We start from the raw sequence: 23,466 nt of genomic DNA, 5'->3' as shown, positions 1-23,466 counted from the left end.
TTGACGAGGGGAGAGTGTCATGTATGCGACCAGGGAGACTGCCACTGCCTATGTGATCGCCGCGCTGGAAGCCAAAGGAACGGCTACCCGCTACGATTTCGACGTACCCGCGATCGTCACCGCATCCCACGCGGCCGCCCGGAGCTGGGATTTCCGCTCCCTCGAGGGCCGCACCTTCTGGCGCATCGCCGCCCAGTTCCTGAAATAGCACCCACCACCGACCGGACGTCGCCGGCCTCGGGTCGGGCCGGCGATGTTCAGTCCAACTGCTCGCAGCGGCGATGCGTGCCGGTGATCGACCAGCGCCGCGCCGCCCGCCGAATCGAACCCGGATCGGTATAGCCGAGCAACTGCGCCTGCCGGGCCCGTGTGATCGGGCCGGTCGCCGTCGCCTCGGCGAGCCGCGCGGCGCGTGCCCGATCCACCTCTTGCCGCCACGTCGTTCCAGCCTCCATCAGCCTGCGCTGCAACGTCCGCGGGCTCGTCGCCATCCGGCGCGCTACCGCTTCCAGCGACACCTCGCCCACCTCCAGGGCCTTGGCCAGGGCCGTGGCCACCTGATCGGCCCAGGTCGTGGCCAGCGGCGGCGGCGGTGGCAAGGCATCGGCCAGCGGCTTGAGCACCGTCGCCAGGGTGGGATCGGTCGAGGCGAGCGGCAGATTCATATCGGCGGCGCGGAAGGTGACCGCGTCCATCGACGAGTGGAATTCGATGTCGGTGGTGCCGAAGAGTTCGACGTAGGCGTCCAGCGATTTCGGCGGCGCCTGCCGCAGCCGCACCCGCACCGGGACCACCGGCGCGGAGATCACCAGCCGGCTGCGCGCGACCACGGCCGCCAGTCCCCACAGATGGATCCGGTCGCGGCTGTGGCCGTTGGTGTCGACCATCTCGATCGACAGCGTCACCTCGTCGTCGTTCTCGGCGACCAGTCCCCAGCGGTGATTGGTCGTCACCGCGGTGACATACGGGCCGAGCGTGCGCAGTCCGGAGCCGAGGTCGGGCGCGGTGGAGAACAGGTAGTCGTAGAGCCCCAGGCAACCCATGCTGTAGCGGCTCGCCACCCGCAGCGGCACGGCGGGATCGCCGAGTTCGTGTTCGGCGACTTCCCACAGGCGGGCGAAGATCTCACTCGGCACGTACGCCTCCGGGCTGGCCAGTGCCCATGCGGGAAGTCCGATGTCCCGGATCAGCTTGTCCCGGTCCAATCCGGCCGCGGTGAGCTCGCCGATGACGAACCGATGCAACGTGATCTGGTCAGTACGCATGCCCTCTCCTGCGGGAGATCTTCAGCACCTGACCGCCACCGTATACGGACATCCCATGACTCGTCACGTAAAAGACGCGCGAGTTTACCCGATGGAATTCCCGCGTAAACATGGAAAATCTGTCCGGTGTGCGACATCTCGCGAGTACGCCACCATGTCGCCGCGACGACAACACCGGCCACCTCCACTGATCCGTCGACCGGCGGAAACGCCCAGTTCAGCCGCAGGCGTTGACCCATTCCGACAGACCGTCGGCGAACATCTGGCGCTTCCAGATCGGCACCTCGTGCTTGATCCGGTCCACCAGTTCGGCACAGGCGGTGAAGGCCTCGGCCCGATGCGGGGCGGCGACGGCGACGACGATGGCGAGATCGCCGATGGTCAGGCTGCCCACCCGATGCACCGCAGCCACCGGCAATCCGGCGGACTCGGCCTGCTCGGCGCAGCAGCGTCGCAGAAACCGTTGCGCGTCCGGATGGGCCGAATACTCCAGCGCCGAGACCGCCTGCCCGCCATCGTGGTTGCGCACCACTCCGGTGAACACCACGACCGCGCCGTGCTCGGGGCCGGCCACGGCGGCGTCGACCACCGCCGGATCCAGTGGCCGATCGCTGATCTCGGCCAGCCGCACCAGATCACCCGTTGTCATGGTCACCGCCTCCTGCTACCTGCGCGAGCAGATGGTCGAGCAACGGCTCGAGCACCGCGATTCCGTCCTTCACGCCGCCGGGCGAGCCCGGCAGATTCACGATCACCGTCCGCCCGGCCAGACCCGCGACCCCGCGGCTCAGCGCCGCGAGCGGGAACTTCGCGGTACCGCGCTGCCGGATGGCCTCGGCGACGCCGGGCAACTCCCGATCCAGCACGGCCAGCGTGGCTTCCGGGGTGGCGTCGGTGGGGGAGGCGCCGGTGCCGCCGGTGGTGACGACGAGTTCGGGCGCCTCGCGCAGCGCCTCGGCCAGGCCGGCCGCGATATCGGTGTCGGCGTAGACCAGCGGTTCGCCCACCGAGAACCCCAGCCCGCGCAGCCATTCGGTGAGCGCGGGACCGGTGGTGTCGGTGCGGGTTCCGGCGGCCGCGCCGGTCGAGGCTACGAGAACGACGGCCGATTTCCCCGGCCGGGCCGGCCTGTCCGATTCGGCGGGAGCGGCAGCCTGGCCCGCATCCACCTGAGCCGCAGGCGTATCCACGGGGCCGGTCTCCGGACGCTGCCAATGCCCGCGCTTGCCACCGTCTTTGGTGAGCAGCCGGACGCCGGTCAGCACCGCCGCCGGATCGACCGCCTTCACCATGTCGTGCAAGGTCAGCCCGGCGACCGCGACGGCGGTCAGCGCCTCCATCTCGACGCCGGTGGGCCCCTTGGTCTTCGCGGTGGCCTCGATGGTGATCGAGTCCTCGGTGAAGCCGAACGCCACCTTGACCGACGACAGCGACAGCTGGTGGCACAGCGGGATCAGTTCGGAGGTTTTCTTCGCGCCGGCGATGCCCGCGATCCGCGCGGTGGAGAGCACATCGGCCTTGGGCATATCGTCGGCGCGCACCAACCTCACCACCTCCGGGGTGGTGCGCAGCTCGCCCGCCGCGGCCGCGACCCGGGTGGTCTCGGCCTTGGCGCTGACATCAACCATATGGGCGCGGCCCTCGGCGTCCACATGCGACAACTCGTTCACAGCGACCACACTCGCACAGGCGCGCCGACCGGCAGCTCACCGACCTCGGCGGGCACATCGATGAGCACATCGGCCGCGGCCATGCTCGCCACCAGATGCGAACCCGGCCCGGACACCACCTCCACCGCGCGCGGCCCACCCGCGGTGTGGGCCAGCCGCCCGCGCAGGAACTGGCGGCGGCCCTGCGGTGAGCGGATGGCGCTCAGCAGCGGCAGCTCGAACACCTCGACCTCGCCCAGCCCGGCCAGCCTGCGCAGCATCGGCCGCGCGAACACCTCGAACGAGACCATCGCGCTGACCGGATTACCGGGGAAGCTGAGCACCGGAACGCCGTCGACGACCGTCAGCCCCTGCGGGCCGCCGGGCTGCACCGCGACCGGGCCGAACTGCCCGCCCATCGGTTCCAGCACATCCTTGACCACCTCGAAATCGCCCTTGGACACCCCGCCGGTAGTGAACACGACGTCCGCCGAACGCGTTGCGGCCGACAGGGTCCGGCGGAATTGCGCGGGCTGGTCACCGCTGTGCTCGACAGCGGTGACGGTGACGCCGTTCGCGGTGAGCGCGGCGGCCAGTGCGATGCCGTTCGAGTCGTAGATCTGCCCCGGGCCCAGCGCGGTTCCGGCGGGCACCAGCTCGTCGCCGCTGGTGATGACCGCTGCCCGGATCGGCTCGAACACCCGCACCGCCGGCAGTCCGACCGCGGCCAGCGCCGCGATATGGCGGGGCGCCAGCAAGGTGCCCGCGGCGACCAGTTCGTCACCGGCGCGCACATCGGTACCCGGTTCGCGGACGAATTCGCCTCGGCTGCGGCCCCGCTCGACGACGACGCCACCCGCCTCGCCGCGAGCGTCCTCCACCGGGACCACGCAATCGGCGCCCGGCGGCAGCGGCGCGCCCGTCATCACCTTGCGGGCGGTGCCCGGCGCCAGCGGTTCCCGACCCGGATCGCCGGCCGCGATCACCCCCGACAGCGGCAACGTCACCGGGGTGACGGCCACGTCGGCGGCGCGCACCGCGTACCCGTCCATCGCGGAATTGCGGAACACCGGCAGGTCGACGGGCGCGCGCACGGTATCGGCCAACTGCCTGCCGAGGGCGGCCGACACCGCGACGGTCTCGACCGGTCGCGCCGCGAGCGGCCGCAGCAGCGCCTCGATGCTGTCGCGGTAGTCGTCGACGGACCGAACGGCGACGGTGGCGGACCGGGTTGTCATGCGATCAGCCTAATCGCAGGTCGCGGCCCTGGTCGCGGCCATCGCCTCACCTGCCCGGCCCCGGGTTTGTGAGGGGCGCCGACGGCGACGGCGCCGTGGTGTCCGGCCGCCGACGGGTCATAATGGAGGGGTGACGCTGGTCGAGATGGGCATCCCCGCCGTGCGGTCCGGGCGTCCCTCGCTCGACGGCCGCCCCGAAACACCCCTGCTGGTGGACCGATTCGGCCGCGTCGCGCGCGATCTGCGCGTCTCCATCACCGAGAAATGCTCGCTGCGCTGCACCTACTGCATGCCCGAAGAGGGCCTGCCCGCCATTCCTCGCGAGGAATTGCTGACCGCCGCCGAGATCGTGCGGTTGGTCACCCTCGCGGTGCGTGAGCTGGGCGTGCGCGAGGTCCGCTTCACCGGCGGCGAGCCGCTCATGCGCCGCGATCTGGAGCAGATCATCGCCGGCTGTCACGCGCAGGTCCCCGAGACGCCGCTGGCCATGACCACCAATGGCGTCGGCCTGGAACATCGGGCCGCCGCGCTGGCCCGGGCCGGGCTGGGCCGGGTCAATGTCTCCCTCGACACCGTCGACCGCTTCGGCTTCGCCACCCTCACCCGCCGCGACCGGCTCGATTCGGTGCTCGCCGGGATCCGGGCCGCCCGCGATGCCGGTCTGGCGCCGATGAAGGTCAACGCGGTGCTGATGCGCCAGACCCTCGACGGTGCCCCCGATCTGCTGCGCTGGTGCCTGGACGAGGGCTGTGAGCTGCGGTTCATCGAGGAAATGCCGCTGGACGCCGACCACGAGTGGGCGCGCAAGAATATGGTGACCGCCGCCGAACTGCTCGACGTGCTCGGCACACGCTTCGAACTCACCGCCGCCGGACGATCGGATCCGTCGGCTCCCGCGGAGAGCTGGCTGGTCGATGGCGGCCCCGCGACCGTCGGCATCATCGCCTCGGTGACCAGGAAGTTCTGCGACACCTGCGACCGCACCCGGCTCACCGCCGACGGCATGCTGCGCTCGTGCCTGTTCAGCGATCAGGAGTTCGATCTGCGCGCGGTGCTGCGCGCTGGCGCGGACGACGCCGAGATCGCGCAGCTGTGGCGGGGCGCGATGTGGAACAAGTGGGCGGGCCACGGCATCGACGCGGCCGATTTCGTCCCACCCGAACGGACGATGGGAGCCATCGGTGGTTGAGGTCCGCTATTTCGCCGCCATCGCCGACGCCGTCGGCAAGGACACCGAAACGCTCGACCTACCCGCCGGTGCCACCGTCGGTGACCTGCGCACCGCGCTGGCCCGCACCTACGGCCCCGACCTGGACAAGATGCTCGACGTCTGCGCCTACCTCGTCGACGACGAGCTCACCCGCGACGCCGCCGTGGCCTTGAGCGCACGCGTCGACGTGCTGCCCCCGTTCGCCGGCGGCTGACCTCGGTGCCCCGTCCGTCGGCGACCTGATCCGAAGTGATTCCGGCAGTGCTGTCGAGAATCGCGATCCTCATCCGTCGTGCTGATGAGAGGGGTATCGGGCTCCTCCGAATCGAGGAAGGATGACGCCATGCACTACCTGGCATTGCTCGTCGGACGCGAGGACGAACCGCAAGCCCAACCGGACAGCGCGGAGTTCGACGCGGAGGTCCGGCTCTACGCGGAATTCGAGGAGCGGGTCACCGGCGCCATCGCGGGCGGCGCTGCGCTGTATCCGTCCAGTGCGGCGGTCAACGTCACCCGTGACGGTGACAGCACGCTGATCACCGACGGCCCGTTCGCCGAGGGCGCGGAGGTGGTCGGCGGGTTCTACGTCTTCGAGGCGGCCGATCTGGACGAGATCATCGGGCTGGCCCGCCAGCTCCCGGCGGTCGAGTCGGGAGCGATCGAGTTGCGTCCGCTGGTGCAGTGGACTCCGCACGAAGAGCCCGGGGCCGACTGGTGGATGGCGCTGCTGTGGGATCGCGCCGACGCGGTGATCGCGCCGGACACCCCGGAATGGGAGGCCGCGCTCGCCGAACATCAGCGCTTCGCCGAGAAGGCCGGTGCCGCGATCCGCGGCGGGGGTGCGCTGCGGCCGCCGTCGTCGGCGACCACCTTGCGCATGCGCGACGGTGAACTGTCCATCACCGACGGCCCGTTCGGCGAAACGGCCGAGGTGGTCGACGGGCTCTACCTGTTCGCGGCGCCCGATCGGCGGGCGGCCACGGAGATCGCCGCGCAGATCCCGTTGGGCGCCAAGGGCCGCACCGAGCTGCGCCAGATCGTCGACCTCGGCCAGTAGCGGCAGTCCATGACCACCGATCCGGCCGGATTCGACCGCGTCTACCGCGCCGAATTCGGCCGGGCGGTGGCCACCCTGGTACGGCTGACCGGTGATATCGGCCTGGCCGAGGACGCGGTGCAGGAAGCGTTCGCCGACGCCCTGCGCACCTGGCCGCAGCGCGGCGTGCCCGAGAACCCCGGCGCCTGGATCACCACCGCCGCCCGGCACCGCGCCCTCGACCGCCTCCGCCGGGATTCCTCGCGTGCGGACAAGGAATTCGCCGCCGCCCGCCTCGCACCCGAGAACGAGGAGCCGGACGTGACGTCGATCGCCGACGATCAACTGCGGATGATCTTCACCTGCTGCCATCCCGCGCTCGCCCCGGAGTCGCGGGTCGCGCTGACATTGCGGCTGGTCTGCGGACTGCGTACCGCCGAGATCGCGCGGGCCTTCCTGCAACCGGAACCCACGGTCGCGCAACGGCTCAGCCGGGCCAAGGCCAGGATCCGCGATGCGGGCATCCCGTTGCGCGTCCCGCCGCCCCCGCTGCTGCCCGAACGCATGCCCGCGGTCCTCGCCTGTATCTACCTGGTATTCACCGAAGGCTACTTCGCCACCTCGGGGCCGGACGCCGTACGCGACGAGCTGTGTGATGAGGCGATCCGGCTCGGCACGCTGCTGTGCGAGCTGATGCCGCGCGAACCACAGGCCAGGGCGCTGCTGGCGCTGATGCTGCTCACCGACAGCCGCCGCACGCAACGCCGCACCGCCGACGGCGATCTGGTCCCGCTCGACGAGCAGGATCGGCGCGGCTGGGACCGGGCCAAGATCCGCGCCGGGCTGTCCTGTCTGGTGTCGGCGGCCGAGGACGGTGGCGGCGGAAAGTATCTCGCGCAGGCCCGTATCGCCGCCGCCCATGCCGTGGCCCCGAGCTGGGCACAGACCGATTGGGCGGCCATCGTTTCCGCCTACGACGACCTCGCGGCCCAGGCCTGGACACCCACGGTCGCGGTGAATCGCGCCGTCGCCCTCGGTTTCCGGGACGGCCCCGAGGCCGGGCTCGGGGCCCTGGACGAGGTGGCCGGCCATCGTCGGCTCGCGGGCAGCCATCTGGTGCCGGCCACCCGCGCGGACCTGTTACGCCGGGCCGGCCGGAATCGCGAAGCGGCGCAGTACTATCGCGAAGCCCTGGAACGGGTCGGCAACGATCCGGCCGCCCGGTTCCTGCGGCGCCGCCTCGACGAGGTGATCGCCGCGCAAACCGATGCGGCGCGGACCGATGTGGCGCGGACCGATGTGGCGCGGACCGATGTGGCGCGGACCGATGTGGCGCGGACCGATGCGGCGCGGCCGGTGAACCCCGAGCAGCCGAACCAGGGGTCCGGCAGCGCAGCCGAATCCGCGAGTGAACCGGGCGGTGATTGACCAGGCCCGGCGAGGCCGCTCAGGTACTGCCTGCCCGGCTCAGCGCCACCAGTCGTCGAGCGGGGTGACCGGAACCGTGCGCTTGTGCCGCGTCTTCAGGTAGATGTCTTCCACCCGCGCGGCCACCTCCGCGCTGACCTCTTTGCCCTCGAGGTAGTCGTCGATCTCGCTGTAGCGCAGGCCGAGTGCTTCCTCGTCGGGCAGGGCGGGGCGATCGTCTTCCAGGTCGGCGGTCGGCACCTTGGACCAGATCGAGGCCGGGGCGCCGAGTTCCTGCAACAGCGCCGCGCCCTGGCGCTTGGTCAGGCCGGTGAGCGGGGTCAGGTCGACGCCGCCGTCACCGAACTTGGTGAAGAACCCGGTGACCGCTTCGGCCGCGTGATCGGTGCCGACCACCAGTAGGTTCTCCTGTCCGGCGATGGCGTACTGGATCACCATCCGCTCCCTGGCCTTGATATTGCCGCGCACGAAATCGCGCAGCTTGGGCACCTGCAGTCCCGAGGCGACCTCGGCGGCAACGGCATTGGCGCCGGGGCGGACATTGACCACCACCGAGCGCTGCGGCGCGACGAAGTTCATCGCGATCCGCGCGTCGGCCTCATCGGACTGCACGCCGTAGGGCAGGCGCACCGCGATGAAGGTGGCCTCGACGCCCTCGGCCAGCAGTTCCTCGGTGGCCAGCTGGCACAGCCGCCCGGCCAGGGCGCTGTCCTGGCCACCGCTGATGCCGAGGACGTACCCGGTGGCCGGTGTGGCGCGCAGGTAATCCTTGAGGAATTCGATCCGGCGCCGGACCTCGGTCTTCGGCTCGATGGACGGCTGGACGCCGAGCTCGGCGATGATCTGTGCACGCAGGTTCCCCATAGCCGCTCACTCTACTGGCGGCACCGGCCCTGCCACACGCCGAACGAGACCTTCCCAGTGATCGCCGATTTGGTCCCTGGTGTAGCCCTGGGCCCGGATCTGGTGCAGCACCAGCGCCGCGCTCAACGCGGCGAGCAGCGAATCGGCCAGCAGCGGGATGTCGCCGGGGGTGGCGGCTTCCCGCAGCAGCATCGCGACATGGGTTTTGAGCAGGTTGTAGGGCAGTCCGCTGTAGCGTGCGCCGGGCGGGCCCATCTCCGCGGCCCGGTGCAGTTCGCCCTCGACCTCGATATCGAGCAGCCGCGCCCGCCCGAACTCCACCAGCCGCTCGACGGCCGAAGCGCCCGGGCCCAGCGGCGGCGGCCCGAACATGAACGCCTCCTGGAATTTGCGTTCGGAGTGGTCGAGCAGGGCCAGCATCAGTCCGGTCCGGTTGCCGAAGCGGCGGAACACGGTCCCCTTGCCGACACCGGCGCGCTTGGCCACCGCGTCCATGGTGAGCCCGTCCACGCCGTGTTCACGCACCAGCTGCTGGGCCGCGTCGAGCAGCAGCTGACGGTTGCGGGCGGCGTCGGCGCGCTCGGTGGGTTCGGCGGTGCCGGGTAACGGCGCGCCGATGCTGAGCAGCGGCCGGGCCTCGCCGGCGCGGGCCGGGACGCCGGGGCGGTCGGCGGGCAGGGGAGTACCGGGTGTGAGGGGTTCGGGCACAGAGGTGTTGTAGCTCACTGGTGGCACGCCTACTCCGGTAGGAATTATTCGGACCGTGGTCCGGTTATCAACCCATAGCTTACATCGGCAGTCGCTACCAGTAGACCAGGAGAAAGCCATGAGCCAGACCCGCATCCTCACCCTCGTCGGCAGCCTCCGCGCCGGCTCGATCAACCGCCAGCTCGCCGAGGCCGCGGTGCAGATCGCACCCGACGGCGTCGAGATCGCGATCCACCAGGGCCTCGCCGAGATCCCCTTCTACAACGAGGACCTCGACGTCGAGGGTTCGGTGCCTGCCGCCGCGCAGGCCCTGCGCGCCGCCGCGGCCGAGGCCGACGGCCTGCTGCTGGTGACCCCGGAGTACAACGGCACCCTGTCCGCCGTGCTGAAGAACGCGATCGACTGGCTGTCGCGGCCCTACGGCGCCGGCGCCATCAAGGACAAGCCGGTCGCCGTGGTGAGCGCCTCCATCAGTCCCAACGCGGCGCGCTGGGCGCACGGCGACACGGTCAAGTCGGTCGGGATCGCGGGCGGGCGCGTCGTGGAGACGGCGCATCTGCACTTCGCCACCATCGGCGAGCGGTTCGGTTCGGCGCATCCGCGCGAGGACGCCGAGGCGCTGACCGAACTGTCGGCCACCATCACCGAGCTGGTCGGCGCGGCGCGAGATGAGCTCGTATCGGCCTGATCGCTCGACCGCCGACGGTGCCGTCCGCATCCCTCACCGGATGCGGGCGGCACCGCCGTTTTCCGGCCCGGGAGTCCTCATTCGCCCGGTGGTGACGATGGGGCGAGATAGGCGCAGGAGGCGTCCGAGACGCTTGTGACCGGCGTGATGGGAGTGTTTGCTGGGGAAACGCCGGAGTGCCGAATTGTGATCTGCGCCACGGTCGTGTCGGCTTGCGAATCGACTGTCCAGGGACTTACGGCGACGAAATTTCATTCTTGTGACTCGCAACATGTCGTGTTGTTCCAAAGTGTCGGCCACTAGGTGTAGTGTCTTCGGTACTGGAGCGGGGCAAGCGAGAGTACCTAGCCCGACCCAGTGAGGACCGGCCCGAGCAGGGGATTTCGGGCCAGATCCAGGAGTTTGCGCAGCAACGAAGGATCTTGCTGTCACAGGCACTGCATACGGATCACCGGCTGTGGATCAGGCATAGGAGAGAGGGACATCATCAATGACCATCACCGTGTACACCAAGCCCGCTTGCGTCCAGTGCAATGCCACCTACAAGGCCCTCGACAAGGCCGGGGTGGACTACGAAGTCATCGACATCTCCGAGAACGCCGAGGCGCGTGACTACGTCATGGCGCTGGGCTACCTGCAGGCCCCCGTGGTCGTCGCGGGCGAGGAGCACTGGTCCGGTTTCCGGCCCGACCGCATCAAGTCGCTGGCCGTCGCGGCCTGATCCGACGCATCCGTCCTTCCGATGTGAGAGGGAGGTGGCCATGGCCGAGTCGTCCGACTCCTCGGGCAACGCGCTGGTCTACTTCTCCAGCGCGTCGGAGAACACACATCGTTTCGTCGAGAAGCTGGGTCTCCCGGCGACTCGCATACCACTGCACACCGCCGATTCGCTGCGCGTCGACGAACCCTACGTGCTGATCGTCCCCACCTACGGGGGCGGTCGGCACGTTCTCGGGGGGAACCGGTCCGATAAGGACTTCGTACCGCGGCAGGTCGCCAAGTTCCTCAACGATCCGCACAACCGTGCCCTGCTGCGCGGGGTCATCGCGGCCGGCAACACGAACTTCGGCGAGACCTTCTGCTATGCGGGCGAGGTGATCTCGCGCAAATGCGGGGTGCCGTACCTGTATCGCTTCGAACTCATGGGAACCGCGGAGGACGTCGAGCGCGTCCGAGAGGGATTGGGATTGTTTTGGCAGCAACAACGACAGCACCGACCGGTAAGACGGCCCGCCTAGAGCAGGCCCCGATCCGGGGCGCGGAGGGCGGCGAGGTTCTCGACTACCACGCCCTCAACGCGATGCTGAACCTGTACGGCCCGAACGGCGAGATCCAGTTCGACAAGGACCGCGAGGCGGCTCACCAGTACTTCCTCCAGCACGTCAATCAGAACACCGTCTTCTTCCACAACCTGGACGAGAAGCTGGACTATCTGATCGAGGAGAACTACTACGAGCGCGAGGTACTGGACAAGTACAGCCGCGAGTTCATCAAGAGACTGTTCCAGCAGGCCTACGCCAAGAAGTTCCGGTTCCCGACCTTCCTCGGCGCGTTCAAGTACTACACCTCCTACACGCTCAAGACCTTCGACGGTAAGCGCTACCTGGAGCGTTTCGAGGACCGCGTATGCATGGTCGCGCTGACCCTGGCCGACGGCGACGAGCAGCTGGCCCGCGAACTGGTCGAGGAGATCATCGACGGCCGCTTCCAGCCGGCCACCCCCACCTTCCTCAACTCGGGCAAGAAGCAGCGCGGCGAGCCGGTCTCGTGCTTCCTGCTGCGCATCGAGGACAACATGGAGTCCATCGGGCGCTCCATCAACTCCGCCCTGCAGCTGTCCAAGCGCGGCGGCGGTGTGGCGTTGCTGCTCAGCAATATCCGTGAGCACGGCGCGCCGATCAAGAAGATCGAGAACCAGTCCTCCGGCGTCATCCCGATCATGAAGCTGCTCGAGGACTCCTTCTCCTACGCCAACCAGCTCGGCGCGCGGCAGGGCGCGGGCGCGGTGTACCTGCACGCGCACCACCCCGACATCTACCGCTTCCTCGACACCAAGCGGGAGAACGCGGACGAGAAGATCCGCATCAAGACCCTCTCGCTCGGTGTGGTGATCCCCGACATCACCTTCGAACTGGCGAAGAAGAACGAGGACATGTACCTGTTCTCGCCATACGACGTGGAGCGCATCTACGGCAAGCCGTTCGCCGATATCGACGTCACCGAGAAGTACTACGAGATGGTCGACGACAAGCGCATCCGCAAGTCGAAGATCAAGGCGCGCGAGTTCTTCCAGACCATCGCCGAGCTGCAGTTCGAATCCGGCTACCCGTACATCATGTTCGAGGACACGGTGAACCGGGCCAACCCGATCGCCGGCAAGATCACCCACTCCAACCTGTGCTCGGAGATCCTGCAGGTCTCCACCCCGTCGGAGTTCAACGACGATCTGTCCTACTCGAAGGTCGGCAAGGACATCTCCTGCAACCTCGGCTCGCTCAATATCGCCAAGACGATGGACTCGCCGGACTTCGCCAAGACCATCGAGACCGCGATCCGCGCGTTGACGGCGGTGTCGGACCAGACCCACATCTACTCGGTGCCCTCCATCGAGCAGGGCAACAACCAGTCGCACGCGATCGGTCTCGGGCAGATGAACCTGCACGGTTTCCTGGCGCGCGAGCGCATCCACTACGGGTCCGAAGAAGGCATCGACTTCACCAACATCTACTTCTACACCGTGGTCTACCACGCGATCCGGGCGTCGAACCGGATCGCCATCGAGCGCGGCAGCTACTTCGGCGGCTTCCCGGAATCGAAGTACGCCAGCGGCGAGTACTTCGACAAGTACACCGACCAGGTGTGGGAGCCCAAGACCGATCGGGTGCGTCAGCTGTTCGCCGACGCCGGCGTGCACATCCCCACCCAGGACGACTGGCGTGAGCTGAAGGCCTCGGTCATGGAGCACGGCATCTACAACCAGAACCTGCAGGCCGTGCCGCCCACCGGCTCGATCTCCTACATCAACCACTCCACCAGCTCGATCCACCCGGTGGCGTCGAAGATCGAGATCCGCAAGGAAGGCAAGATCGGGCGCGTCTATTACCCGGCGCCCTACATGACCAACGACAACCTCGAGTACTACGAGGACGCCTACGAAATCGGCTACGAGAAGATCATCGACACCTACGCCGCGGCCACCCAGCACGTGGACCAGGGCCTGTCGCTGACGCTGTTCTTCAAGGACACCGCCACGACGCGTGATCTCAACCGCGCCCAGATCTACGCCTGGCGCAAGGGCATCAAGACTCTGTACTACATCCGCCTGCGGCAGATGGCGCTGGAAGGCACCGAGGTGGAGGGTTGCGTCAGCTGCATGTTGTAGGCACTTTCGCGCACCGAGAAGTTGGCGTGGGCCGGTGAATGCCGGTCCGCGCCACTTCTTTTGGGCGGGGTGTCGGTGGCCGGGGCTATTGTGGTGGCATCGGGAGTGTGTGACCACGAGGGGTGGCGGCCATGGGTGATGTCGTATTCGTGATCGATGGCGGGCGCCGTGGGCCGGATTGGCTCGATCAGGTCACCGGTGAGCTGCGGGCCGACCTCGAGGAGATTCGCGGTGTGCGGGTGCGCGCGGTGGCCGCGTCAGCTCCCGAGGGCGCGAAATCCGGTGTGGTCGAACAGATCGGCCAGCTCGCCGTCTCCGGCGGGGCGCTCGCCACCGCCGCCCTGCTGGTGCGCGATATCGTCGCCAAGTTCATCGACCGGGCCGGTGCGCGCTCGATCACCATCAAGAAGGGTGACGACGAGCTCACCCTCACCGGCGCTTCGGCCGACCAGATCGATCGGCTGCTGGACCTGCTCGGCAATGACTAGCCCCGGCGGACAACGCATCGCGCTGTTCATCGCCAACGACACCTATCACTTCGACGGGCTGTCACGGCTCTACGCGCCGGTCTCCGATGCCGAGCAACTGCGGGAGTTGTTGCGCGACCCGGAAATCGGCGGGTTCCGGCCCACCGACCTGCTGATCAACGAATCCAAGGCCGAAATCGAGCGCAGTATCGAACGGCTGTTCCGCGGCGCCGGACCCGACGACGTGGTGCTGCTCTACTTCTCCGGCCACGGCCTGCGCACCCGGCAGAATCTCTACCTGGCCACCAGTAATACCGATCCGCAACTGCTGTCGAGCACCGGCATCTCGGCCACCTTCATCCGGGAACTGATCAAGGATTCCGCGGCCGCGGCCAAGGTCATCCTGCTCGACTGTTGTTACAGCGGCGCCTTTCTCGGCGCCGATGTGATGAAGTCGACCCCGACCATCGACGACGTCGGCCAGGAACTCGCCGCCGGCGAGGGCATCTGCGTGCTCACCGCCACCAGCGCGGTGGAAACCGCCGAGGACGGGCGCGGCGGCGCCGATCAATCCGCGCCGCTGTCGATCTTCACCGCCGCCATGGTCAAGGGCATCGGCACCGGCCTGGCCGACAACGGCAGCGGCCGCATCAGTGCCCACGACCTGTGGACCTACACCCTCGCCGAAGTGCGCAGCCGCACCAGCAGACAGACCCCGAATCACTACGGCCTGCTCAAGGACGAGGTGTATATCGCCAAGGTGCGGCGCAGGCATCCGGGCGCGGTCGAGGTGGGCGATCGGGTGCAGCTCGGTGGGCTGCTCGGACGGCTCGAACAGGACGCCACGCTCGGGCTGCGCGCCGAAGCCTGGTGGGGCACCGGGCGATTGAAGGTGCCGGTCGGGCAGGAGCGCCGGACCGACGGCGCGGCGGGGGAGACGGTCTGGCTCGATCTCGCGGGCCCGGATGGCAACTTGCTCGTGGTCGGCCGCGCGGGCGCGGGTAAGAGCACGCTGCTGCGCACGCTCACCGGATCGCTGGCGCTCACCCACGCACCCGATGAAGCGCAGATCTATGTCCTGGAATCGAGCAACCGGCTCGGCTCGATGGGGGCGCTGCCGCATATCGCCGGGGTAGCGGGCGACGACGAACCCGAAGAGGTGCTGTCGCTGCTGCAAACCATCGTCGCCGAGATCCGGTCCCGCAAGAAGATGTACCGCGCCAACAACATCGACTCACCGGCCAGTCTGCGCGCGGCGCGGTCGGTGCTGGTCGGCGGGCCCGCCGCCGACATCTTCCTGCTGCTGGACCGGTGGGGCGATTTCTGCGAGCAGATCCCGGATTTCGCGGCGATCCTGCGGCAAGTGGCCAGTGCCGGCCCGGAATACGGCGTGCATGTGGTGGCGACCGTGCGCGACTGGAGTGAGGCGCCGGACTGGCTGGCCGATCTGCTGCCGTCGCATATCGAGCTGCGGTTGCATCGCCCGCACGAATCGCGCATCCATGCCGAACGGGCCGCGCGGCTGCCCGACGGACCCGGCTGGGCCCTCTATCGGGGGCGTCCGTTCCGCATCGCCATGCCCGACCTGCGGGAGCTGCCACCGGACAAGATGGTGCTGCCCGATCTGGCCGACGGCGCCGCCGAACTGGTGAGCCGGGTGGCGGCGGCCTGGCCGGCCCGTCCGGCCGACGGCGAGACCCGGCGCCCGTCCTTCGACGGCAATGTCGATTTCGCCGACCTGTTCGGGATCGGCGCCGACGACCGGCTCGACCTCGAGGTGGCCTGGCAGCATCGTTCCAAACACGAGCGGCTGCGCATCCCGATCGGCGTCACCCACCTGGGGGAGACGGTGGAGCTGGATCTGAAGCAGGTCGGCGAATCGGGGATGGGGCAGTACGGGCTGGTGGTCGGCGCCGCCGGGTCCGGTAAGTCGATGCTGCTCAAGGACATCGTGCTGGGGCTGGCCGTCACCCATCCGCCGGAGGCGGTGAACTTCCTGCTCGTCGACTTCCGCGGCAGCGAGACCTTCGACGGGCTCGGGCCGCTGCCGCACGTGTCGGCGGTGGTCAACGCGCTCGCCGCGGAGTTGCCGCTGGTGGATCGGCTGATGGCGACGCTGGCGGGGGAGATCGAACGCCGCAGGCAGATGTTGCGCAGGCACAACTTCGCCGATATCGCCGCCTACGAATCCGCGCGCCGCCGTGGTCGCGATCTCGCGCCGCTGCCCGCGCTGGTGCTGGTGATCGACGAGTTCACCGAATTGCTCGCGCAGAAACCGGATTTCGGCGACACCTTGGTCGCGATCGCGCGCCGTGGCCGGGCGCTCGGGCTGCATCTGCTGTTGTCGTCGGCGCGGCTCGAAGGCTATCGGCTCGGGCCGTTCGAGGCGTATCTATCGTTCCGGATCGGGCTGCGCATGTTCTCCGCGGCCGAATCGCGGATGGTGCTGGGTGTGCCCGACGCCTACGAACTGCCGAGCACGCCCGGTTTCGCCTACCTGAAAGCCGATGCCGCCGCGCCCATCCGGTTCAAAACGGCCTACCTCGCCCGCCCGGAGCGGCGGCACGACCAGGAGCCCGAGACGCGCGGTGTGCAGCGGACACTGCTGGACTCGCTGGTCGCGCAGGTACGGGCCGCCGGTGAGCCGGCCCGCCGGATCTGGCTGCCACCGCTGGCGGAACCCGCGACGGTGCAGGAGTTGCTCAGCGACCACCGATGGGCGCCCGGCGGATTCGGCAGGCTGGAACTGCCGGTCGGGGTGGTCGACGATCCGTTCGAGCAGGCGCAGCGGGCGTTGGTGCTGTCGCTGGGCGGTGAGGGCGGCAACGTCGCGGTGGTCGGCGGGACGCGGGCCGGGAAATCGACGGCGCTGGCGACGATCGTGCTGTCCGCCGCGGCCACCCACACTCCCGAACAGGTGCAGTTCTACGTGCTCGACACCGGTGGGACGCTGGGTGATCTGGAGCAGATTCCGCACGTGGGTGCGGTGGTGGGACGCCATGAGCCGGACCGGATCCGGCGCACCGTCGCCGAGGTGATGGCCGTGCTCACCGCCCGGCGATACCGCTTCGCCGAACTGGGCATCGGTTCGATGGCGGAGTTTCGCCGGCGGCGGGATATGGCGTCGGATCCGGTGCGGGCCGAGGACTTCGGCGATGTGTTCCTCGTCGTCGACGACTGGGGCTACGCCCGCCGCCACGACGAGGGCCTGGAACAACAACTCATCGACCTGACCGCCGACGGGCTCGGCTACGGCGTGCACGTCATCATCTCGGCGGTGCGCTGGGCACATCTGCGCCCGCCCTTCCGGGAACGGTTCGGCACCAAACTCGAACTGCGCCTGGACGATCCGAGCGAATCGGAGTTCAACAAGAACGATGCCGCCCGGGTTCCGAGCATTCCTGGACGCGGTGTGATCCGTGCCGGGGCGGCGATCAAGGCCATGATGATCGCCGTGCCGCGGCTGGCGGCACCGGCCCAGTTGGGCGGGTCGGGCGGTGATCTGCTGTCCTCGGCGCGCATGCTGGCACAACGGTATCCGGGCCGGCGGGCACCGGAGGTGCGGGCGCTGCCGATGCGCGTGGCCCGCGAGAACGTGCTGGCGATCGCGGAGGCCGAGGGTATCGAGCAGAGCGCTCGGCAGGTGGTGGTGGGGCTGCGGGCCAGTGATCTTTCCCCGCTGGTGCTGGATTTCGCGAAGCAACCGCATCTGATGGTGTTCGGTGAGGCCGAATCCGGGAAGACCACGCTGCTGGGCAACATCCTCGACGGGATCGGGCGCTCGGCCACCGAGGACGAGGCGGCCATCGTCATCATCGACCCGGCGCGCCGCCTGCTCGACCTCTCGGCCGGTCTGCCGCAGGTCGCGCGCTACGCGCCGTCACCGCAAGCGATCACCGAGGCGGTCGATTCGGTCGTGCAGTTCATCGACAACCGCAGCGCGGGCCCGGAGATCTCCCCGCAGCAACTGCGGGAACGCAGCTGGTGGCAGGGCCCGGAACTGTTCGTCATCGTCGACGACTACGAACGCGTCTGCGCCGCCGCCACCGGCAACCCCCTCGCCCCCTTGGCCGAATACCTCGCCCACGGCCACGACATCGGCCTGCACGTGATCATCGCCCGCGCCGGCGCCGGCGCCACCCTCGCCCTGCACGACCCCGTCCTCGGCCGCCTGCGCGACCTCGGCGTCGACGGCGTGGTCCTCAGCGGTTCCCCCGAAGAGGGCACCCTCCTCGCCAACATCCGCCCCACCCCCCAACCCCCAGGCCGCGGCACCTACGTCACCCGCTCCCGCCCCCCGGAACTGGTGCAGATCAGCTATCTACCGCAGTTGTGAGGCCGGGCCGCCTCACCCGGGTGTCCCGGCCACCGCGAGCACACCGAGCAGCCATGCTCTGACCAGATCCCATAGGCGCCGTGCGGCCCCGTCAGCCGCCGCAATTCGAGCCCGAACAACATTCCGACAGACCAGCGCGGTGTGAAACCGAACGATGGCTGGGCGGCGCGTATGGGAGATCACCGACACGCCCGGGAGGCGAAACGCCGGGTGGGGGACGTGTCGATGGGCGGGTGGGACTGATGGGATGTATCCTGCACGGGAATGCGTTTGCATGAGAGCCGGTGGGCGACCGTTCGCCGGTAGAGGGGTCCGGCCTGCGGTGTGACGCGGCGGCGATTTCGGAGGAGGTGGTGTTGCGATGCGCAGCGAACCTCCCAGTCGAAGGCCGCGCGGCGCCGCGCCTTCGCATTCCCGGTAGCACGTTCTTCCGGCGGTAGCGACTGGCGTGAGCGCCCGCGGTGTGAAGTCGATTCTCCGATTCACTCGCCAACTCACTGCTGTGCCGAGGACTTTGCCATGTCGCAGACCGAACTGATCCACGAGCGCCCCACGCTGTCGGAATCCTTGCAGGATGTCGTCGAACGCCATCGCGTCGACGCCGCACTGCACTGGCTCGACACCCACCCACCGCACGTCATCGCCGACGAGATCGCCCGCATGGACGCCGTCGGCGCGGGTGTGGCGTTCCGGCTGTTGGACAAAGATCTCGCGCTGGCGGTGTTCGAAGAACTCGAGCCGGTCGACCAGCAGCAGATCCTGCAAGGCATGCGGGATCAGAGTTTCCGCGAGCTGGTCGAGGCCATGGCGCCCGACGACCGGGCCCGCATGCTGCGCGAAGCGCCGGCCAAGGTGGCCAAGAAGGCGCTGGCCGGGCTGAGCCCGCGCGAACGCCGGATGACCGCCGCCCTGCTGGGCTACCCGGAGGGCTCGGTCGGCCGGTACATGACGCCGGAAGTCGTTGCGCTGCCGGGGAATCTGACCGTCGCCGAAGCGCTGCGCACCGTGCAGCTCAAGGGCTCCGGCGCCGAAACCGTCTACACCCTGCCGGTCGTCGACACCGGGCGCCGGTTGCGCGGCATCGTGGAATTGCGGGAACTGGTACTCAGCAGCCCGGAAACAATGGTGGCCGATCTGGTCGTTACCGAACCGGCGTTCGTGCGCGCCACCGACTCCGCGGAGAAGGCCGCGCGGTTGATGCGCGAGACCAACGACCTCAACCTGCCGGTGGTCGACAGCGAGGATCGCCTGGTCGGGCTGCTGACCTTCGACGACGCGGTGGAAGTGATCGAGGCAGCCGACACCGAGGACGTCGCCAAGCAGTCCGGCTCCTCGCCGTGGGAAGGCCACTACATGGCCGCGGGCGTCTTCCAGCTCGCCCGCTACCGGGCGCTGTGGCTGCTGCTGTTGCTGCTGGCGGCGACCCTCACCGTCAGCGTGACCGACTTCTTCGAGGGCACCCTCGAGCAGGCCGCCCAGCTGGCCCTGTTCATTCCGCTGCTGATCGGCGCGGGCGGCAATGCCGGCGCGCAGGCCGCGACCGCGTGTGTGCGTGCCCTCGCGGTCGGCGAAGTGCGTGGCAGTGACCTGCTGAAGGTGATCTGGCGGGAATGCCGGGTGGGTCTGGTGCTCGGCGCCATGCTGGCCGGGGCGGGTGTGGTGATCGGCGCGTTCTTCGTCGGACCGCGCATCGCGGTGGTGGTCGGCGTCACGCTTATCGTGATCTGCGGCTGGGCCGCCACCATCGGCGGCACCATGCCGCTGCTGGCCAAGCGCCTGCGCATCGACCCGGCGGTGGTGTCGGCGCCGATGGTGACCACGCTGGTGGACGCGACCGGCCTGATCATCTACTTCACCACCGCGAAGCTGGTGCTCGGGATCTGAACCGGGGAGCCCGCGATCAGGGCAGCGGATACATCGTCATCAGCTGATCGCGGGCCCGCTCGACCTCCGGCTGGTTCTTGCCGAGCACGGTGATGACGGGCAGCGCGCCGCCGGGCAGCTCCTGGCCCACCGCGAAGGTGTAGCCGATGAATTGGCCGCCGCCGACCCGGCCGACATAGACCGTGCGCTTGTCGACGGTGATGGTCTCGTCGTGCTCGATCTCGTCCACGGTCTGGTAGCCGTATTCGATGGCCGTCGGTGCGTCGGGGGTGCCGAAGCGGCAGATCTGGGCGACCTGATAGTCGTGCACCGGCAGCGGCGTGGCGGCCAGTTTCGGCAGCGCCTCGCACGGGTCGGCGCCGGTGAGGACGGTGCGTACCGAATCCGGTGAGGTGCCGTAGCCGGGGCTGGCCGGCAGCTGTTCGATCGCGGTGTCGATCAGCGCGTTGCCGACCGCGCAGGTGTCGACCGGCGAGGGCGCCTCGACGGTCAGCGCGATCTGCGTCATCGACGGGAATTCGGCGGTCACCCAGCACTGTTTCGGCTCCGCGGTGGAGCCCAGATCCTCCGGTGACAAGACCTCGACCTTGGCCTCACCGACGCGCCGGGTCTCATCCACCGCGCTGCCGGCCGGCGCCCAGGCCAGTGACCAGACGGCCTCGACCGCCGATCCGCCGGCGTCGAGCCGGGCGCGGCAGCCGTTGATGGTCTGCCCGCCGATCCGCACCTCGTCGACGGTGCCGTGCTCTTCCAGCGCCGAACGAGGCACCAGCGCACAGGGATCGACATTGCGAATCCGCTGGAACACTTCGGAAACCTCCGCCTCCGACACCGCCGGGGTGAACCAGATCTCGTCGACCGGGGCGGAGGCGCTCTGCTGCTGACAGCCGACGCCGCCCACCACAACTGCGGCAATGATCGCCAGGCGACGCAACAACGAAACTCCCTCGGGTGCCCGCCGACCCACGAGCCGGACCGGTCACCGGACAAAATAACTCGAGCCCGACGCCGCGATCGAATCGTGGCCGCCGGGCTCGAGAACAGTGCCGGGGCTAGAACTCCCAGTCTTCGTCTTCGGTATTGACGGCCTTGCCGATGACGTAGCTGGATCCGGAACCGGAGAAGAAGTCGTGGTTCTCATCGGCGTTGGGCGAGAGCGCCGACAGGATCGCGGGATTGACTTCGGTCTCGTCCTTCGGGAACAGGCCCTCGTAGCCGAGGTTCATCAGCGCCTTGTTGGCGTTGTAGCGCAGGAACTTCTTGACGTCTTCGGTGAGGCCGACCTCGTCGTAGAGGTCCTGGGTGTATTCGACCTCGTTGTCGTAGAGCTCGAACAGCAGCTCGAAGGTGTAGTTCTTGAGCTCGTCGCGCTCGGCCTGGGTGACCTGCTCGAGGCCCTTCTGGTACTTGTAGCCGATGTAGTAGCCGTGCACCGCCTCGTCGCGGATGATCAGCCGGATCATGTCGGCGGTGTTGGTGAGCTTGGCCCGCGAGGACCAGTGCATCGGCAGGTAGAAACCGGAGTAGAACAGGAAGCTCTCCAGCAGCGTGGAGGCCACCTTGCGCTTGAGCGGTTCGTCGCCGCGGTAGTAATCCAGCACGATCTCGGCCTTGCGCTGGAGGTTGCGGTTCTCCTCCGACCAGCGGAAGGCGTCATCGATCTCGCGGGTGGAGCACAGTGTGGAGAAGATCGAGCTGTAGCTCTTCGCGTGCACCGATTCCATGAACGCGATGTTGGTGAGCACCGCCTCCTCGTGCGGGGTGAGCGCATCGGGGATCAGGCTCACCGCGCCGACCGTGCCCTGAATGGTGTCGAGCAGGGTGAGGCCGGTGAAGACCCGCATCGTGAGTTGCTTCTCGTCGGCGGTCAGGGTGTTCCACGACGGGATGTCGTTGGACACCGGCACCTTCTCCGGCAGCCAGAAGTTGCCGGTCAGCCGGTCCCAGACCTCGGCATCCTTCTCGTCGGGCACCCGATTCCAGTTGATGGCCGACACCCGATCGATCAGTTTCATCCTGCCTCCACGCCTTTCCCGCGCACATCCGAGCACGCTGCTGTCACGGAATTCCCTACACCCAGAACACTACTCCTTGGGGGTGACAACTCCTGGCAACACAACACCTTGTGTCGAGCGGCCCTGCTCACCGATGTGGTGGGGAGCAGTGGCGGCCGCTGCCGTGTGCCCCATTGTCCGCCATCGCCGGCTCGGGGCGTGCAGCGGTGCCGGGTGCGTCGCGCACGATCGCGAAGGATTTGCCGGACCCGCAGGTGGGGATGCTTCGCCGGGGTGCCGCCCGCCTCAGTTGCCGGGTTGGGGGCGGCTGCCGCCGGGTGGGGGGCCCGGTGGGCGGGCGCCGGTGCCGCCGCCTGGGGGTGGGCCGGCGGGGGCGCCGTTGTCGGGGGAGGTGTTGGCGGATTTCTCGGCTACGCCGATGGTGAGGGTGGCGGTGAGGCCGGTGGCGGGGGTGCCGGTGACGGTGGCCAGTTCGGCGTCCCAGCCGTCGCCGAAGACCATGTCCGAATCCAGGGAGACCGCAGACAGATTCGGGATGCTGGCGGAGTAGCCGGAGTCGTGGGCGTAGACGGCTTCGCAGACGTCCTGGGGCAGGGCGATCTGGGAGGTGAGGCGGGCGTTGTCGCCGGCGACGGCGGATTCGAGGGTGTCGTAGACCTCGAAGTGCAGGTGCGGCCAGCGGCCGTCGTAGCAGGCGGGGAAGATCGAGGTGAAGCTGATCTTGCCGTCGGTGCCGGCGACCTGGACGCCGCGCAGGTAGTTCTGTTCGGTGACGCCCTCGCTGTAGAGCGAGTAGCGGCCTTCGCGGTCGCAGTGCCACAGATACAGTGCCATCCCCGCCCCGAGAGTGCCCTTCGCCAGATCGTGCAGGGTGAGGTCGATGGTGAGCGGCACGCCGTCGGCGACGCCGGTGTAGGCGCCGAAACTGCCGGTGATGTCGGAGCGGACGACGCCGGATTCGATCAGCACATTGGGGCCGTTGGAGCCGTCGCCGGGGTAGGGGCCCGCGGTTTCGGCCGGTGCGGCGGCGGGCGTGGCGGTGGAGGTGGCCGCGGTGCTCGTCGTCGCGGCCTCGGTGGCGCTGTCGGTCGCGCATCCGGCGGCCACCGCGGCCGCACCGGCGCCCGCGGCGGCGCCGAACATCCACAGCGCGCGCCGCCGCGACATCACCCGCAGATCATGCGCGAGCACCAGGTCGTGTTCGTGTCGTTTGCCCACGACAATCCTTCCCTCGATCCAGCGTGTCGGGTTCGACGCTAGGGACGGCGGCTGCGGCTCGGCTGGACATCAGCTGGG

21 protein-coding genes are annotated in these 23,466 nt (G+C 68.8%); 12 read left to right on the top strand and 9 right to left on the bottom strand.

Annotation, left to right across the window (positions count from 1 at the left end):
* Window positions 1-19 precede the first annotated feature (19 nt).
* Window positions 20-208, top strand: coding sequence for a hypothetical protein (locus NOCYR_RS20430; RefSeq protein WP_014352298.1), 189 nt, complete (start codon window positions 20-22; stop codon window positions 206-208).
* A gap of 49 nt (window positions 209-257) precedes the next feature.
* On the opposite strand, the gene NOCYR_RS20425 is transcribed toward NOCYR_RS20430, so the two are convergent.
* The 4 genes from NOCYR_RS20425 to glp form a co-directional block, all read right to left on the bottom strand.
* Window positions 258-1,265, bottom strand: coding sequence for an AraC family transcriptional regulator ligand-binding domain-containing protein (locus NOCYR_RS20425; RefSeq protein ID WP_014352297.1), 1,008 nt, complete (start codon window positions 1,263-1,265; stop codon window positions 258-260).
* 217 nt (window positions 1,266-1,482) lie between these two features.
* On the bottom strand, window positions 1,483-1,914 hold the full coding sequence (locus NOCYR_RS20420) for a molybdenum cofactor biosynthesis protein MoaE (RefSeq protein ID WP_014352296.1): 432 nt from the start codon (window positions 1,912-1,914) through the stop codon (window positions 1,483-1,485).
* Entirely contained in the window at window positions 1,901-2,893 is a 993-nt protein-coding gene (moaCB, locus tag NOCYR_RS20415) for a bifunctional molybdenum cofactor biosynthesis protein MoaC/MoaB (RefSeq protein ID WP_228792824.1), read from the bottom strand. Before moaCB ends, NOCYR_RS20420 begins: the two co-directional genes overlap by 14 nt.
* Before the next feature lie 38 nt (window positions 2,894-2,931).
* Complete coding sequence (glp, locus tag NOCYR_RS20410; RefSeq protein WP_014352294.1) at window positions 2,932-4,152, bottom strand: gephyrin-like molybdotransferase Glp; 1,221 nt, start codon at window positions 4,150-4,152, stop codon at window positions 2,932-2,934.
* 130 nt (window positions 4,153-4,282) lie between these two features.
* Here glp and moaA point away from each other — a divergent pair, with 130 nt between their 5' ends.
* From moaA to NOCYR_RS20390, 4 genes are all read left to right on the top strand, one after another.
* On the top strand, window positions 4,283-5,341 hold the full coding sequence (moaA, locus tag NOCYR_RS20405) for a GTP 3',8-cyclase MoaA (protein ID WP_014352293.1): 1,059 nt from the start codon (window positions 4,283-4,285) through the stop codon (window positions 5,339-5,341).
* A complete protein-coding gene (locus NOCYR_RS20400; protein WP_014352292.1) occupies window positions 5,334-5,576 on the top strand; it encodes a MoaD/ThiS family protein in 243 nt (80 codons plus the stop codon). The genes moaA and NOCYR_RS20400 overlap by 8 nt, the downstream gene beginning before the upstream one ends.
* 129 nt (window positions 5,577-5,705) lie before the next feature.
* On the top strand, window positions 5,706-6,419 hold the full coding sequence (locus tag NOCYR_RS20395) for a YciI family protein (protein WP_014352291.1): 714 nt from the start codon (window positions 5,706-5,708) through the stop codon (window positions 6,417-6,419).
* A gap of 9 nt (window positions 6,420-6,428) precedes the next feature.
* The gene (locus NOCYR_RS20390) at window positions 6,429-7,826 is read left to right on the top strand and encodes an RNA polymerase sigma factor (protein WP_014352290.1); all 1,398 of its coding nucleotides are present in this window, start codon (window positions 6,429-6,431) and stop codon (window positions 7,824-7,826) included.
* A 39-nt stretch (window positions 7,827-7,865) separates the two neighbouring features.
* Here the strand turns inward: NOCYR_RS20390 and nadE are convergent, their stop codons facing one another.
* Window positions 7,866-8,690, bottom strand: a complete 825-nt coding sequence (gene nadE / locus NOCYR_RS20385; RefSeq protein WP_014352289.1) for an ammonia-dependent NAD(+) synthetase — start codon at window positions 8,688-8,690, stop codon at window positions 7,866-7,868.
* A gap of 6 nt (window positions 8,691-8,696) precedes the next feature.
* Complete coding sequence (locus tag NOCYR_RS20380; protein WP_048834336.1) at window positions 8,697-9,317, bottom strand: TetR/AcrR family transcriptional regulator; 621 nt, start codon at window positions 9,315-9,317, stop codon at window positions 8,697-8,699.
* A gap of 199 nt (window positions 9,318-9,516) precedes the next feature.
* Here NOCYR_RS20380 and NOCYR_RS20375 point away from each other — a divergent pair, with 199 nt between their 5' ends.
* The 7 genes from NOCYR_RS20375 to mgtE all read left to right on the top strand — a co-directional run bounded on the left by NOCYR_RS20375 (window position 9,517) and on the right by mgtE (window position 20,155).
* Entirely contained in the window at window positions 9,517-10,086 is a 570-nt protein-coding gene (locus tag NOCYR_RS20375; protein ID WP_014352287.1) for an NAD(P)H-dependent oxidoreductase, read from the top strand.
* A gap of 490 nt (window positions 10,087-10,576) precedes the next feature.
* Entirely contained in the window at window positions 10,577-10,807 is a 231-nt protein-coding gene (locus NOCYR_RS20370; protein ID WP_014352286.1) for a redoxin NrdH, read from the top strand.
* A gap of 40 nt (window positions 10,808-10,847) precedes the next feature.
* Complete coding sequence (nrdI, locus tag NOCYR_RS20365; protein ID WP_014352285.1) at window positions 10,848-11,324, top strand: class Ib ribonucleoside-diphosphate reductase assembly flavoprotein NrdI; 477 nt, start codon at window positions 10,848-10,850, stop codon at window positions 11,322-11,324.
* Between the two features lie 62 nt (window positions 11,325-11,386).
* The gene (gene nrdE, locus NOCYR_RS20360) at window positions 11,387-13,468 is read left to right on the top strand and encodes a class 1b ribonucleoside-diphosphate reductase subunit alpha (RefSeq protein WP_231856130.1); all 2,082 of its coding nucleotides are present in this window, start codon (window positions 11,387-11,389) and stop codon (window positions 13,466-13,468) included.
* 131 nt (window positions 13,469-13,599) lie between these two features.
* On the top strand, window positions 13,600-13,956 hold the full coding sequence (locus NOCYR_RS29770; protein ID WP_014352283.1) for a hypothetical protein: 357 nt from the start codon (window positions 13,600-13,602) through the stop codon (window positions 13,954-13,956).
* Complete coding sequence (gene eccCb / locus NOCYR_RS20350) at window positions 13,949-18,271, top strand: type VII secretion protein EccCb (protein ID WP_014352282.1); 4,323 nt, start codon at window positions 13,949-13,951, stop codon at window positions 18,269-18,271. The genes NOCYR_RS29770 and eccCb overlap by 8 nt, the downstream gene beginning before the upstream one ends.
* Window positions 18,272-18,790: 519 nt before the next feature.
* Window positions 18,791-20,155: a magnesium transporter gene (mgtE, locus tag NOCYR_RS20345; RefSeq protein ID WP_014352281.1), complete on the top strand. Its 1,365-nt coding sequence runs from the start codon at window positions 18,791-18,793 to the stop codon at window positions 20,153-20,155.
* 16 nt (window positions 20,156-20,171) lie between these two features.
* Here mgtE and NOCYR_RS20340 read toward each other — a convergent pair whose 3' ends face one another.
* From NOCYR_RS20340 to NOCYR_RS20330, 3 genes are all read right to left on the bottom strand, one after another.
* On the bottom strand, window positions 20,172-21,092 hold the full coding sequence (locus NOCYR_RS20340) for a hypothetical protein (RefSeq protein ID WP_014352280.1): 921 nt from the start codon (window positions 21,090-21,092) through the stop codon (window positions 20,172-20,174).
* 115 nt (window positions 21,093-21,207) lie between these two features.
* Complete coding sequence (gene nrdF / locus NOCYR_RS20335) at window positions 21,208-22,170, bottom strand: class 1b ribonucleoside-diphosphate reductase subunit beta (protein ID WP_014352279.1); 963 nt, start codon at window positions 22,168-22,170, stop codon at window positions 21,208-21,210.
* 285 nt (window positions 22,171-22,455) lie between these two features.
* Entirely contained in the window at window positions 22,456-23,337 is an 882-nt protein-coding gene (locus NOCYR_RS20330) for a dioxygenase (RefSeq protein WP_231856129.1), read from the bottom strand.
* Window positions 23,338-23,466: the final 129 nt, after the last annotated feature.

It is taken from the genome of Nocardia cyriacigeorgica GUH-2 (genome assembly GCF_000284035.1).
Classification (GTDB): Bacteria; Actinomycetota; Actinomycetes; order Mycobacteriales; family Mycobacteriaceae; genus Nocardia; species Nocardia cyriacigeorgica_B.
This window is presented reverse-complemented; position numbering and strand designations above follow the sequence as displayed.